The organism is Paenibacillus sp. 481 (genome assembly GCF_021223605.1).
GTDB lineage: Bacteria > Bacillota > Bacilli > Paenibacillales > Paenibacillaceae > Paenibacillus_B.
On record NZ_CP075175.1, the window covers coordinates 5,506,361 to 5,521,214 of the forward strand.

12 protein-coding genes are annotated in these 14,854 nt (G+C 47.0%); 4 read left to right on the plus strand and 8 right to left on the minus strand.

The annotated features are described in order from the left end of the window. The first annotated feature begins 496 nt into the window (after window positions 1-496). Window positions 497-769: a hypothetical protein gene (locus tag KIK04_RS23595; RefSeq protein ID WP_232276219.1), complete on the plus strand. Its 273-nt coding sequence runs from the start codon at window positions 497-499 to the stop codon at window positions 767-769. A gap of 15 nt (window positions 770-784) precedes the next feature. Here KIK04_RS23595 and KIK04_RS23600 read toward each other — a convergent pair whose 3' ends face one another. After that, a complete protein-coding gene (locus tag KIK04_RS23600) occupies window positions 785-1,051 on the minus strand; it encodes a Gfo/Idh/MocA family oxidoreductase (protein WP_232276220.1) in 267 nt (88 codons plus the stop codon). 510 nt (window positions 1,052-1,561) lie between these two features. Here KIK04_RS23600 and KIK04_RS23605 point away from each other — a divergent pair. Beyond that, on the plus strand, window positions 1,562-3,871 hold the full coding sequence (locus tag KIK04_RS23605) for an AraC family transcriptional regulator (RefSeq protein WP_232276221.1): 2,310 nt from the start codon (window positions 1,562-1,564) through the stop codon (window positions 3,869-3,871). A gap of 14 nt (window positions 3,872-3,885) precedes the next feature. Here KIK04_RS23605 and KIK04_RS23610 read toward each other — a convergent pair whose 3' ends face one another. The 5 genes from KIK04_RS23610 to KIK04_RS23630 form a co-directional block, all read right to left on the minus strand. Further along, on the minus strand, window positions 3,886-5,433 hold the full coding sequence (locus KIK04_RS23610; protein WP_232276222.1) for an ABC transporter substrate-binding protein: 1,548 nt from the start codon (window positions 5,431-5,433) through the stop codon (window positions 3,886-3,888). 149 nt (window positions 5,434-5,582) lie between these two features. Beyond that, window positions 5,583-6,593 carry a zinc-binding dehydrogenase gene (locus KIK04_RS23615; protein ID WP_232276223.1) on the minus strand — a complete coding sequence of 337 codons (1,011 nt, stop codon included), beginning with the start codon at window positions 6,591-6,593 and terminating at the stop codon, window positions 5,583-5,585. Between the two features lie 15 nt (window positions 6,594-6,608). Beyond that, complete coding sequence (locus KIK04_RS23620) at window positions 6,609-7,988, minus strand: extracellular solute-binding protein (protein ID WP_232276224.1); 1,380 nt, start codon at window positions 7,986-7,988, stop codon at window positions 6,609-6,611. A 159-nt stretch (window positions 7,989-8,147) separates the two neighbouring features. Then, a complete protein-coding gene (locus KIK04_RS23625; RefSeq protein ID WP_442951121.1) occupies window positions 8,148-8,981 on the minus strand; it encodes a carbohydrate ABC transporter permease in 834 nt (277 codons plus the stop codon). Window positions 8,982-8,998: 17 nt separating this feature from the next. Further along, a complete protein-coding gene (locus KIK04_RS23630; RefSeq protein WP_232276225.1) occupies window positions 8,999-9,925 on the minus strand; it encodes a carbohydrate ABC transporter permease in 927 nt (308 codons plus the stop codon). A gap of 213 nt (window positions 9,926-10,138) precedes the next feature. Here KIK04_RS23630 and KIK04_RS23635 point away from each other — a divergent pair, with 213 nt between their 5' ends. After that, window positions 10,139-10,420, plus strand: coding sequence for a hypothetical protein (locus KIK04_RS23635; protein WP_232276226.1), 282 nt, complete (start codon window positions 10,139-10,141; stop codon window positions 10,418-10,420). Between the two features lie 332 nt (window positions 10,421-10,752). Continuing rightward, window positions 10,753-11,421, plus strand: coding sequence for a DNA alkylation repair protein (locus tag KIK04_RS23640; protein WP_232276227.1), 669 nt, complete (start codon window positions 10,753-10,755; stop codon window positions 11,419-11,421). A 263-nt stretch (window positions 11,422-11,684) separates the two neighbouring features. Here the strand turns inward: KIK04_RS23640 and KIK04_RS23645 are convergent, their stop codons facing one another. Together KIK04_RS23645 and KIK04_RS23650 are read right to left on the minus strand one after the other, a co-directional pair. Beyond that, the gene (locus tag KIK04_RS23645) at window positions 11,685-14,162 is read right to left on the minus strand and encodes an RICIN domain-containing protein (RefSeq protein WP_232276228.1); all 2,478 of its coding nucleotides are present in this window, start codon (window positions 14,160-14,162) and stop codon (window positions 11,685-11,687) included. A 36-nt stretch (window positions 14,163-14,198) separates the two neighbouring features. Beyond that, complete coding sequence (locus tag KIK04_RS23650) at window positions 14,199-14,852, minus strand: DUF11 domain-containing protein (protein WP_232276229.1); 654 nt, start codon at window positions 14,850-14,852, stop codon at window positions 14,199-14,201. Window positions 14,853-14,854: the final 2 nt, after the last annotated feature.

Sequence of the window (14,854 nt, forward strand, 5' to 3'; positions counted from 1 at the left end):
ATATGCGGCCACTATCAAGCATAGATGAATTTTTGTGCGCAAAGTACCGTTAATCATAACATGAATTTATATGTAAATGTTCATATGAGACTGTTGTTATATTTTACATTTTTGACTAAATGGTTATCTCTGGCTGTTTGTCGGCCTTGGCATAGAAACCGTACTGCGCTTCGTGTCAGAAGAAAATAAAGTGTTTTCTTAGTGCTTAGGTTAAGATAAGTCCCCTGTTTAAGCACTACATGTTACCCGTGTACGTTCTTTAATAGGTGATTGGAAATGGAATATAATGAGGAGGACGTAGCCAAAGCGAAGGCGCGGGAGCGTTCTTTTTATTGAACTAACGGGCAGGATAGTTTAAAAGCTTCGCGAATAACTCCAAGTATGGAATTAATTGCGAAGCTCGCAAATTAATCGATATACACAATTACACAAACACCTGAAACCATTTATAAATATAACAGTAGTATATTGTAAATAAATTGAATTGAGGTGAAGTATGAAAGCTTTTGATTACTTAAGAAGGGCCTATTATAAGCTTAGTTATTATTATCAAAAATTTCAATTGTTTGTAATGTCTTTTGTAGTTGCTGGAATAGTTGAATATTTTTTTCTTTACGAGATTTTCGTTTCATTATCAGCATTAGCTCCTGTTTTTATTTTAGAAATTGTTCCAGTCCTTACTATCATTTTATCAATAATTATTATTGGAGGAATCGTTAAATTTATAAAGAAGATGAAAGAAAACAAACACTTACTATTTTTATTCTAACAAGAAATTATCATATTAAGAAGCTTTGACGCAATCCGCCGCCTTCAACACGAACTCCTTGTGCAAATGGGTCGGCAGGGCAGTGCACACGACGGCCGGGTTCGCCCTCGTTATTATTTCATCGAACGAAGTAAAGGCTTCCGTCCCGTACGTCCCTGCAAACCTCGCTGCCGACTGTTGCGATGCGGCAAGCCCGCCGACGAGAGTGACGCCCTCCATCCGGGTGAAGTTATGCGCATACCGGCGCCCCATCGTACCGCAACCGACAAACGCAATTTTCATCGTTGCCTTCCTCCCTTATCCATGATTGACCGGCTTTGCCGCATGCGACAGAAGTCTGGCTAATGCTACGCCTGCCAGTACAACGGTCAACGCTTTCAGCAATTCGACGTATTCCCCGAGGATGCCTAATGCAGGCGGTCCGACAAGGAAGGCGACGTAACCGACGGTGGCCACAGCTTGATTGAGTTGTCCGGCAAGTTTTCTTTTTCCGTTTTGTCCCCCATCGTCATGAACGTATTGGATTCTTCTCTGTCATTTTCGCAATCCTCCCAAATATACAATGATAATCAAGCTGTATTTCGAACATACAACATCATGCAGACTACGTCGTACTCTGAAAATCGCGTATTCGTCCATATTTTTAGAGAACACGGCTTTAAAAAAATGGAGCGGCTTCGATTTTCGACGAATCCAGCGACATCTTCTTTTTAATTCCCGAGCGGTTTGTTAGTATAGAATCGAAGACATCCACGAACAACAACATCAACATGGTGAAAGGTGGTCTTCATCGTGAACTTTTTGAACAAACTTAAATATTATACCGTCTACCGCAAATTTTATATTATGTTCATTCTTTTGGTTACGCTTACAGTTGTGGCTATCAGCAGCATACTTTTCCTCTTGTTCTACAGAAGCGCCACCCGCGAAGTCGTCGACATATCGAAGTCCATTTTGGCCCAGACGAGCTATTCGGCGCAAATTATGAACGAGCAGATGCTCTCCGTCGGCAACCAAATGCTATTGGATCGCGACATTAACGAGGTGCTGTTCTCGGAGCGGCAAGACCCGATTACGGAGTTCAAAGCGCTGCAAAAGATTTCGGAGCTTCAAAGCGTCTATCCTTTCATTCGTTATGTAAGCCTTTACAATGCGGACACGGCCCATTATATCGTCTCCAAAGGAATATCCGGGCCCTACGAGGACGAAATGCTGCGGAAGTTGAAGGCGAGCAAACGAACGGACTATTTGGAGCTGTTTCCGAGAGTCGTACGCGTGTCGCCGTCGCAAAACTATAATTTGATCAGCTTTATTTTCTCGCTATCCAATCCGGTTTCCATGGGCTCCAGCGGCGCGATCGTCGTGAATGTGGACAGCACTTATCTTCAAGGGATGATCAACGGGCTCGGAACCCATTTCAAGGGTGAAGTATTCGTCATGAGCGAGAGAGGTACCGTTCTATCGCATACGAGTCCGGACATGTTCCTGTACAATTACTCCAAGCAACAGCAGTTCGAAACCGTCATCGCCGCCAAAACGGCCGAAGGCTCTTATCTGTACGAGACCGACGGCCAAAAAAAGCTGATTACCTATATCAAATCGGCTGATACGGGCTGGTTCTTCGTCAGCGTGCAGCCTTACGCCGAATTGATCTCCAACACCGCGAAGCTGCGCGACATGACGCTGTGGATCGCCGCCGTTCTGATCGTTCTCGGTCTGATCATCGCTTTCTGGCTAACGAACAACGTGTACAATCCGATCGACTCGCTGATGCGTAAATTCAGCTCCATCAATCAAAGCTTGAACGATCGGGCGAGCCGCGACGAATTTCAGGTGCTGGAACATAATTTGACGTCATTCGCAGAAAAGACGAGCGCGCTTGAGGATCGGGTTGCGCTTACCCAACGCATCTCACGTAAAGCGTACCTGCAGCATTATTTGCAGGGCAATATGAAGGATTTTCCGAACATCGGGGGAATTGCAAACGACCTGTCCCGGCATTTGGCCGGTCCGTATTTTTGCGTAATCCTGCTGAAAATCGACCAATACTCCGAAATCAAACAAAACAACCCCGATATGACCGGGTTGTACCGTTTTGCCATGAACAACATTTCGCAGGAAATTTTGGCCCAGCATTTCGCAAGCGGCGATTACATATGCGACGATATTTATACCGGCGAGGACGAGGTTTGCATTTTAAGTCAGTTCAGCAAGGACGTACAGCCAAGCGACCTGACCGCTCCCATTAAACAATTGCAAAATATGATGAACGATTATTTCAAATTTGCGTTTTCGGCCGGAATCGGCAGCGTCGTATCTGCAAAGGAAGACATCTCCTATTCTTTTCGGGAGGCGGTGGAATCCGTTCGCTACCGTTTCTTTTACGGTCATCGTTCCATCCTTCACCCCAAGCTGATTGCCGGTCACCGGGAAGCGAGCGGCAAATATCCGATCGGGTTGGAGAAAAAGTTCATCGAGGCGCTGCAGCTAACCGATTCGGCTCAACTGGAACGGCTTATCCAGCAGTTTATACAAGATATCGGCCATCTGTCCGAAAAAGATGCCAAAGCCTTCATTTATCAATTGACAGCAGCCTGGATCAAGCACTTTCAATCCGCCATCGACGACAATCTTCATGAATTTAAAGGCATGACGGATCGATTGTCCGAAGCGGAAACGTTATCTGAAGCCGGGACGCACATGAGAAAGCTGGGCGGCATGCTCATGCAGCTGCTGACAGGCTCGACCTACGACAAGAACAAATCGGCCGTCGAGAGCGTGTGCAAATATATGCAGGAGCATTACAGCAAGAGCGATATTTCGCTGGAATCGATGGCGGACAAGGTGAAGCTGTCTCCGGGCTATCTGGGCAAACAGTTCCGAAAGGTTTGCCATATGTCCTTCAACGAATACTTGAAGCTCGTAAGGCTCGAAAAGTCCAAGGAGCTCCTTGCGACGACCAACGATTCCATCGCTACTATCAGCGAACAGATTGGCATTCCCAATTCGACTTACTTTTTTACTCTGTTCAAGAAAACGTACGGCCTCTCGCCTTCCCAATTCAGAAGCCAGCTTGCCCATAACGAAATCTATCAGAAGTAGACACGTCTAGAGCTCTAGAGCTGCTTCTTGCGTTCTTGCAGCCAACGCTTGAATTGGTTTTCGTATTCTTTCACGACGTTGTCCAGACCGGCGGATCTCATCTTCTGAAGTGCCGCCGGAAAATGAGCGTCGTAATCCAGCAGGCCGGCTTTTATAGGGAGTACGATCGCCTTCATTTCCTCCAGGCATTTGGCGTACTCCTCGGACACGGCCGACGAATCGAAGCTGAAGCCCGACGCAACGCTTGCGGCCGGACGTTCGTCGGGGACGGTGATCTGCTTAATCCGGTCTTCCAGCTCGTCGGCTAGAAACCTCTCGTAAACGAAGTTGCCGAACATCTTCTGGCCGGACGAATAAAGGGGAATTCCATAATCGTCCAGCACCGGCTCATACTGCCGATCTCCGATCGGAAGCCAATGCTTGTCTTTAATCCCGTATCGCAGCAATTCGTAATTGTCCTTGCTGCTGTAGAGCCAATTTAGGAACTGGATTCCCGCCTCCGGCTGTTTGGCCGTTGCGGGAACGGCGTTGCCGGACGAATAGGCGATGTGCTGCACGCGGGGCTTCTCAGGAGACAGAACGATCTCCTTTAATTCCGCTCCCGTCAGATTGACGTTCAGCTCCGGGAAGATGGACAAGCTGCAATCGCTGAACAAAAACTGCCCCTGTCGGCACACTTTGCTTATCTCGGTATCGGACACGGAGAGAACGTTCGGATGAAGGATACCGAGGCCATAAAGCTCCTTGAAAAATTCGGCCTCTTCCTTAAACTGCTCCGTTTCGATCCATGGCTTAACCGTCCCATACGAATCGACGTAGACCAGCTCGTTCGCGTCGACGCGGAACGGGTAAGCTTCCATCGTGCGATACAGCCACTCCTGATTTTTCGTCAGATCAACCCAAAAGTAATACTGCGAAGGCCACACCCATTTGTTTTTCAACGCAACGATCACGTCGATGAAATCTTGTCTTGTTTCGGGTACGGTCAATTCATACTGTTTAATCAAATCGGCCCGCATCGTTAAATATCCGCTTGATATCCTTTCCACGGGGGTTGCCGCCCAAGGTACCGGAACAGCGTACAACCGCCCGTTGACTTTAGCCGCCTCCATGACAGAAGCGGGAATGTTCCTCGTCAAATCGGCTCCGTACCGCTCGACAAGATCGTTCAAAGGCAGGATTGCGCCTCGTCCGGCAAGCACGTTGCTCCCCAGCGTCTCCTCGTCCACCTGGAGCAGTTCGAATTCCTCTTTTGCCGCCAACATCAGATCGACCTGGTGACGCCACGTTTCCTTAGCGATGAAGACGACCTCCAGTTGAAGCGGTACGCCCTCCCTCTCCATCTTCCGATTGATCGCGGCTTCGACTGCCGCATGCTGTTTGGCGGCGCTGCCGACAACGGCGAAACGGACCTTTTTCTTCGGCATGGGTTCCGTCGTCTGAGTTTGGTCGCCGGAAGGAAGCAGCACAAGTAACGATTGCCTCTCCAGAACAATCAGAATCGCCAATATCGCGATGAAAACGCCGACTGCAACTTTAATCTTTTTTCCCGTTGAACTCATGATATTCGCGCCTCCCTCGAATTGTATTTTGCGCGGAATAATACTGTCGGGGGAGCCCCCGACATCCATAGGAAATGGCACCGCATAATTTCCTAAGCAACAATGGAAAAAGAACCCGAAAACACCGGGTTCATGCTCCGTTCCTGAATTTATAAAGCTTCCCAATCGAAAATAACGCCCATATATTCGTTGCGGTTGACGAGCAATTGCTCGTAGATGCGCGCCGCGTCAAGCGGGGAGACGCGATGCGAGACCAGCCGCTCCAAGTTCATTCTGCCTTGAGCCGCATATTCGAAGAAGAGCGCGTCCATCTCATTTCGCGTCCAAGGGTTGTATTCGGAAGCGTGCTCCGGAGACATCGTACCGTGGATGCCCAAGATGGAGATGGAATCCGTCACGATCCGCGGTCCGACAATCTGCTTAGAAGGAGTCGAAGTATCTCCGAGCAGAATGACTCTGCCGAGCCTTCGCAGCAGCAACGATGCGGGAGCCAGGACGGCCGGGTGCCCGGTGACGTCGAATACGACGTCAAGCATTTTCCCGTTCGTCAGCTGTTCGATATCTGCGCGCGCGCTTGCCGCATCCTTGGCTATGAACGTAACCGAGTTATCGTCACCGGCGTAGCCGAATCTGCTCGCGACAGGGTCGATACAGATCACTTTGCGGCATCCGGCCAACAGGAGAAATTGCAGCACCAACTGACCGACCATGCCCATCCCTACGATCCCGACTGTTTCGCCCAGTTCAAGCTTCGCCCTTCGTACGCCCTGTTGGGCAACGCGAGCGAGCGAGAACCATGTGGCATCTTCTGCCGCTATTTGCTCCGGAAGGGGATGAACCCACTCTCGCTCGACGGTGAAATATTGCTGGTGCGGCACATCGGACGCAACATAGTCGCCGGGCTTCAAGTCCTTGACATTCTCGCCTGCTTGCAGGACGCGGGCAACTGTCGAGTAGCCGGGCTGAAACGGATACTTCACCCATTCTTCCCATCCGGTTCCGGGATCGATATTGCCTTGAAGGCATAACGTTTCCGTTCCGGTGCTGATCAACGACTTGATCGTGGCGCACACAATCTCGTTCGGACCGGGCGAGGGAACGTCGCCTTCCGTTATCTGTACTTTCCCTTTTTCCGGAAATATGATATTTACCGATTTCATGAGGCTTCTCCTCCTTTATTTGGCGCTCCATTTCTCCGCGCGCTGCTGCAAATTATCTAGGAACGGTTTGATATCTGGCGCTTTGCCGTTGGCGGCCTGACTGATGAAGCCGTTAACCGCAGGCGTCAATTCGCTGTTGAAGAAAGGGTTGACTTCATCCAGCAAGCTGGGTTTCGTCACGGCCGCGATTTTCAGCGATGTCGTTAGGAAATGATCCTTCGGATCGGTGAAATCCGGAGCCGCCAACGATGGCGTAAATTGGAAGTCCTTGTACCAATGTTTCTGTCTTTCGTAGCCGGCCAGAAATTTGACGACTTCCCAAGAGGCTTCGATGTTTTTCGCGTTTTTGGCCATAACAATCGAATCGACGGCAACCCAGCCCGCTCCTTTCGGTCCAAGGTTCAGGGCGGAACCGTAACGCTTCATCAGTTTTTCGTTGCCCGTCGATTGATAGTCGACAAGTACGGGGTAGCCGAACCCGTCCAGCTGAATGGCCGTGTTATTGTCTTCGAGGCCGAATCTTTCGCTGCCTTTTCCGTTTACGAACGCTGGGTTCATATATTTCACCGCTTCTTGCAGCCATTCCATCACTTTGACCATTTCGGGGGAATTGAGATTCCATTTGATATTTTTCTTATCGTTCAGACTTCCGGCAGCTCCCTCGGCTTTGTAATATTTGGCCAATGCGATAAAGGTAGCGCCGGGAATGGAGTTGCCCTCAAACCATAGCCCGTAATTTTGCTTGCCCGTTTTCGGGTTTTTTCCGGTCATTTTCTTCGCTTTATCCAAAATTTCCTCCGGCGTCGGATGCTCCGACAAATACGCTACGCCCCACTCGTCGAACAGCTGCTTGTCATATATCGTCGTTCGGTTGCCGAGAGCCGCCGGCAAGCCGATTTGTTTCGTGCCGTCGTTCGTGTTGAAAGCGGATTCAAATACTTCTTTAAGGTAAATCGATTTGTCGTACGTCTTATCTTTTGCGATCAAATCGTCCAAGCCGCGAAGCAAGCCTTGTTGATTAAATACGGACCCGTAACCGGTATACAGCACGTCGACGTTGTTTGCTAACAGCTCGGCCGTTTGCTTGGCCAGCACGTTCTCCCAAGGCGTTTGCGATACTTCAAGTTTGATGTTCGGGTATTTCGGATAAAATTGATCTTTCAGAAATTGATTCAGGCCGATCGTTTCCATACCCGTAATCGGATCGATTCCGTTCTCTATCTGCCAGCCTGCAATAGCGACCCGTACTACCCCCGAAACCTGTGAAACCGCTCCGTTCGGATTCGGAGTATTGGAGCTATTGTTTTCCGAGGACGAAGGCTGATTCGAAGAACAAGCGGCAACCAACGACAGGACCAATATAGCGAATACAATCGTTACTAAATTTCTCTTCATATGCCGTGAACTCCCTTCGATTTTTAGTTTCCTCAAGATGACGCCCTAATAAAATCGTATAACGAAGGACGCATTTCGTACACTTTGAATAAGAGCAAATCGTATAAAATCTTATACAACATGACTTTAAAAACAATAAATTTCGTGCGATTCGCCGGTTTATTGCTTAATGCCGGTATACGCGATGCTTTCCACGATATATTTTTGAAGAAACAAATACATCAGCAGCGCAGGAACGAGACTTACGGTAGCCGCGGCCATGACGATGGAAGGCGTCACATTGTTGCCTCGCGCATAAGTGAACATCGCAACGCCCAATTGAATCGTGTATTTGTCGGATGTGGACAATACAAGCAGCGGCCATAGCAGATCGTTCCAGATGTGCAGAAATTGCAGGATGACAAGGGTAACGACAATCGGCATGCAAAGCGGAAAATAAATTCGCCAGAACACGCTCCCTTCTCCAGCACCGTCGATAATGCCGGCTTCTCTTAGCGACGTGGGCAGCTGATCGATGAACGATTTTGCCAAAAAAGTACCGAAAGCGTAGTTGAGCGCGGGCAAATAAAACGCCCAGTAAGTATCTAGAAGGCCCACCTGATTAAATAACAAATACTGCGGAAGCATCGTCACTTCGAACGGAATCATCATCGTGCTCAATGCCAGGATCAGAACGAGGCTCGACCATTTGAATTTGAGCTTGGACAATGCGTATCCGGATAGTAGAGCCGATAAAATGCTGACTGTAATAACCCCCGCTGCTACGTAAAAGGAATTAACAATATACTTCAGCATAGGGACATTCGTAAACGCGGCCTTATACGGCTTCAGCGAAAACTGCTCGGGCCAAAATCTGGGGGGAAACGACATGTTCAGCCTCGCTCCCCAGTCAAAGCTGGTTGACACCATCCATACGAGCGGAGAAACCATAATGAAGGAACCAAGCAGCAATACGATAAAAGCGATTCTCTGGGCGCTCACCATACGAAGCATACGAACCCCCCACCCTCTTAATAAAAATCGGACTTCCTTCTATTCGCCAGGATCATGACGGCGGATAGCAATAGAATGAGAACAAACAGGAGGTAGGAGGCGGCGGTCGCAAGCCCCATCTCCGAGGACAAGAAGCCTTGCCGATAAATGTAAAGTACCACCGTCATCAGCGTTCCGTTTGGATTTCCCGCGGTTCCGCCAATCAGCCATACGTCCGTAAACCGTTTCATCCCGTCGATCATGCCGATCACGATCATAAACAGAAAGATCGGGCGCATGTAAGGGATCGAAATGCCCGTCCACTTCCGCCATATGCCCGCCCCATCCACTTCGGCGGCTTCGTACAAATCTTTGGGAACGCTTTGCAGCCCGGCCAGGAAAATGATCGTATTGTATCCCAGCCCATACCAGACGGACATGAGCACGATACTTATTTGCGAAGTTTGCGGGTTCGTAAACCAGCCGACCGGTTCGATATGGAACCAGCCTAACGCATGATTGAGCAACCCCTCCGCCGACGGGTAGAAAATAAAGGAAAACAAAGTGCTCGTCGCCACGATGGACACGATGTTGGGTAAAAAGTAAATCGCCTTAAAGAAGTTTTTGGCCGATTTTCTTTTCTGGCCGTTGATCAGGGAAGCAAGGATAAACGAGCATACGATACCCAGACAGGCGGATAAAACGCCCATATACAACGTATTGTAGATCGACTTCCAGAACATCGGATCACTGAGTAAGTATTCGTAATTTTTGAGCCCGATCCACGGTGCGGAGTGCTGCCCCGATTTCGTGTTTTTAAAGCTCATCAATAGCGCGGAAATCATCGGATACACGGAAAAAAACAACATACCCAGCAACAGCGGCGAAATAAAAGCCAGTACGGTCAAATGATACCTGACCCCTCGGTACATATCCTTCACCTCCAGCAAAATCAGCTTCGTCATACCTCAAATCCTATATTCAAACGGATTTACCGTAAACTTCAAATATCTGCAATTCATACACATTCTTATAAAACGGCACTTTAAAAAAACGATTAGTATAGAGAAAAAGGGCATCAAAATAAATGAAAAAACGGATTTATGTTCCGATCACACGTTCTATGAATCTATCAAAGGGGATGTTAAAACGGATGGATACTCTCTATATTTTTAGGCATGAACTTAGACGAATTAAGGGATTATTCCAGTACGCTTGAAGAGCTCTTAGTAGTTAAACAAAAGAAATTTAATCAAATGGTTGATAGGAAGGCAAGAAAGATTCCTGAGGATGAACTAGATGATTTTTATAGCACTTATTACCACGGTGAAGGAGGATACAAGCTTCACGAAAGGTACCCTGATCTGTTAAGAAAATCTGTGTTTACTAGTTGCTATTTCAGTTTTGAGGTTGAATTAATTAATTATTGTAAGTTTGTAAAAAAGCTCAGATTTATTTAAAAAGTGTAGCAGGCATAGCGTTTCCAGATAGTAACTCACAAGAATGGAATCACATAACTACTTACAACCTCATTAGAAACCACATTGCACATAACGATAGTGTGGTTGTTGATGATCCTTCAAACGCAAATGCCTGTAAAATAAGGTATTAGACTGGGAAAATAAAGTTTTAGACTAGCGGTAGTTGGAGAAAATTTAATAATGTCACAATATTAAAAAGGTAAACTTTGGAGGCACACCACTACAATAAGACTTATAACGAAATTAAATTCTTGATATATCCCAACAAGGACATATTATGAAACAGTGATTTAATAAAGGAGTTGTATAAAATGAATGAATATAAAGGTAAAGAAATAAAACGTTCTTCAAAAACAGAAAACATTCTACCTCAGATCAACAGCAAAACTAAGCTAGGCGACTTACGAAAAATCGCAAAGGACATTAAAAAAGATCACGAACTAGCATTGGAACTTTGGAGTACCGAAGAGTTTTTGCCCAGACTATTAGCAATCTTAATTATGGATAAAAAACTTCTTTCACAAGAAGTGCTAAATAGGCTTGATAAGGATATGCAGACTCACACTTTTGATGAGCGAAATAACTTAATGGATTGGTTAATGGCTAATCAGCTCACCAAAGACAAGAAGACAATTGCATTGATGGAGTCATGGGAAAATAGCCCTTCTGCTCTTCAAAGGCGAACTTTCTGGTATTATCAAGCACGATTGAGATGGACTGGACAAACACCGCCTGATAACACCGCAGACTTACTGTCTACATTAGAAGCTAATATTACGCAGGAAGAACCGGAAGTTCAATGGGCTATGAATTTCACCGCAGGCTGGATAGGCGTTTATGATCAAAAGAATCGAGCACGTTGTATTAAACTTGGTGAGAAAACAGGTCTTTATAAAGATGAAATGGTATCAAAGGGCTGTACTCCCGATTATTTGCCGGAGTTCATCGCGATTGAAGTTAACAAAAGAAATAATAATTAGTTACCCCTGAAAAATTCATGATAATTTGATGTGAAAATAAAGGGATTCAAATCCTTAATTATGAAAATTGTAATAGGCTTGGACCGAAAAACAAAGAAATCAACGCGTTATGGCACTTCTAAAAGCCGCGTGGAATCAAGGCATCCAGTCTAATACTTTATTTTCTACAGACACTTCGTATAACAAAAAAGCCAAGCCAGTCACAATGCTGGCTTGGCTTAAATGTTCATCATGCAATGCTCAAATGCTGTCCGATCTCCGCATTAAACCTTCGTCAGTTCCCAATGCTGCGCCGGTGTGCCATTGTCTGGCCATTGTTGAATATTAGCTCCGTTTGCTTGATTATTACTCGCAAGATCAAGTAACAAGCCGCTATGCTTCGCAATAAATTTCAGCGATCCATCTGGATTTTTGACCACTTTCCATTTTTGGTGGTCTCCACCATTGCCTTCATATTGCTGCACGTTGGCACCACCTGCTGTCGAAGCCCCATACACCTCAAGCGCTTTTCCGCTATGTAACGCTTTAAACGTATAGTATCCATCGGCTTGCTTCTCTAGCTTCCATTTTTGATGATCGCCGCCGTGGTACTCCCATTGCACCACATTCGCGCCATTATCTTTGGATTCGCCTAAGACACTCAACACTTTTTGGCTGCCTCTATTTTTAATGATATAGACACCACTGAAGTCAATGTCATCGTCACTTTTGCAGCAGAGCTTTTTCGCTTTTTGCAACGTATCCTGCTGCTGCTTTTCGTTTGACGTTATTTTGGCCAGCTGTTGTGTGAGCTGCTCATTGGCTTGGAGCAACTGTTCAGCATTTAACTTGCCATCGTTGAAAGCCCGAATCGAATCTTGAATGCTTAATTTCTGTGCTGCGATAATGCCTGCTGCAGCTAGTTCAGCCTCACCAACAGCTGTCACGATTTTTTTCTGAGCTTCATTACAATTCGGTTCGTGAGTCACCGTCACTTCATTCGTCTGCTCTTCTTTGCGGAACACTTGGCCGTCAGTAATAAGTTTATACTTATAGTCGACTTTCGCTTTGTTCGTCACTTTCTTCGGCACTGGACTGTCGATTTGCACTTGGAAAGTGACTTGCGCTGTCGTTCCAGGCGCCACAGTTCCAATGTTGACGCCTGTTTCGATGTTGCCTGTGAGTGGACGTCCGTCCACTTGTAGGCTGCCCGGAACGAGCTTCGTTCCATTTGGAATTTGATCCTCCACCACAACATCAGTTATCGGCGTATCTCCTGTGTTCGCAACTTCAATCGTATACGTAATGACGTTGCCCGCCTTCACATAAACGGGCAAATCCTGCCGTTTCGCAACTGCAACCTCTACTTTTCGAATAACCGTGGTCGCTTCGTTGCTATTTGCCGCCCCTGACGAGACTGGCAAGCCTGGGGCGCTCTGAAAATCGTACACAACTGAAGCTTTATTCACCGCTTGATTGTGAGGTGGAACCTTTAATACGACGGCCTGAAAAGTGACTTGCGTCGGCCCTTCAATCGAAACGGAGCCGATATCTACCCCTTTTGTAGGGTCTCCATTAGGCACTGTTACGCCATCGACCTTCAAGCTACCATCCACAAACTTTAATTCGGGTGGAAGGGTATCTTTAAGTATCGTTTTTTGCGCTTCCGTCATGCCATTGTTCTCGATCAAGATCGTGTACGTAAGCGTTTCTCCAACGACAGCAGCTTCTTTATCGACTTCTTTCGTCACTTTGATCTCAGGACTGTTGACATCAATTTGGACACCTATACCGGATACGATATAACCGTCTGATTTGGAAGTCAGTTGAACCAAAGCCTCGGTCTGCGAATTTTGCATTGCTGTAGAAGCGTCTACATTCGTAATATCCCAGTTGTAACGAGCCGCTGCTCCGCCACTTCCTGGCGTGACATTGACGTTCCCGAACGTACCGCTCGTGTCTAAGTTCCCTGCATCATCATTAATTTGCGAGGCAAAGAAATTATCAAGCGGATTATTAGGGCCTGAGATCGGCTTTAACGAAGTGGCGTCTTTCCCAAAAAAAAGCTGATCCCCCGGTATCTTGGAGTCTCCTTCCATCGCAGTCAGCAGCAGTCTTGCTTTGACAGCCCCGAGATCAGGCGTAGAGAAACCTGTAATTTTTTGATTAACCGCTCCCGCTCTCTCAATGGATGCGGTTCCCACATACACGCTCATATTGCGAAGCGGCAGTGTAGGGTCCTTATAAACGACAGATAACGTCCAACCTGCTACGTTATTGCTTTTGAATCGTTGGACAGTAGCAGGTACACCACTAACGGTGTAGCTACCTTCCCCATCTGACGCGATCAAGCTTGTCACATTGGCAGAGCGAACATAAAAGATTTGGCTCGCTTGTGTGACTTGCTGCCCTGTAGTCGGATCGGGAGTAATGGAAGAGGTCCCCTTAGGCGTAACGAGCGTGATCGCCCGATCGATTTCACTCGTTACATCCTCGGTACTCGTTTTGGTTGATCCGCCCCAGATCAGCTCTGCATATAGTATTTGGCTACCCGCAGGCAAGCGCAGCTGTGCCGAAGAACCATTTTCTTTCCAATTCAACGTCGTGCCAGCAGGATACCCTGCTGCCTGCTTCGCTGAATCTAGCGTGATGAAAGCACCAATATCGGTATAACTGGTGTTCGTATGACTAAGACCGAGTGTGTTACCTGTGAACGTAACAGCCCCGTTCGTCGTCGTTGAATACCGCTGAATAAACGACATGATTCTCACCCTTTCTCTCGTGACCGGTTTCTATCTCTACTTACAAGCACAGCACAGGTCTTTCACCTGAATGAGCTTGTTCTTCAGCTCTTTTTCCAGATTCGCAATTTGCTGCACACCCTTCGTTGCACTTTGATTAATAGCTAGCAACTCCGTCACGGTGATCCGTCCAGCCCGAAATGAGTTAACAGCGGCTTGAATTTTTTCACCTTCCATATGAAGAACGGTAGCGAGCTCTTTTTCCTCTTGTGCAATCGAATGGATGATCAGATCACGTGACCATTCACAAGCCGTTCGCCCTGCGGGCACATTCACTTGTACCTCATTGCTGATCGTATCGACATACCCACCAGCATATTGAGACCCCATATAGGCTTTATTTTTAATCACACCGCTTGGATGGGGTTTGACCACTTCCACTTGAAACGTGATGACGACTGGACCTTCGATGGTTACCCGATCAAGTGTGATTGTCTTCGTTGGGTCTTCTCCAGGCTTCGCTTCGCCATCGATTGTCACACTATTGGGAACGAATTTGACCTCATCCGATAAAAAGTCTTTGAATTTGGAATTCGTCACTTCAACTGGACTGTCATTAGCAACGGTAAACGTATACGTTAAAATATCGCCTACCTTGGCATCCGTTTTGTCTACTTCCTTTAAAATACTCACGTTCGGACGATCAGCCATGT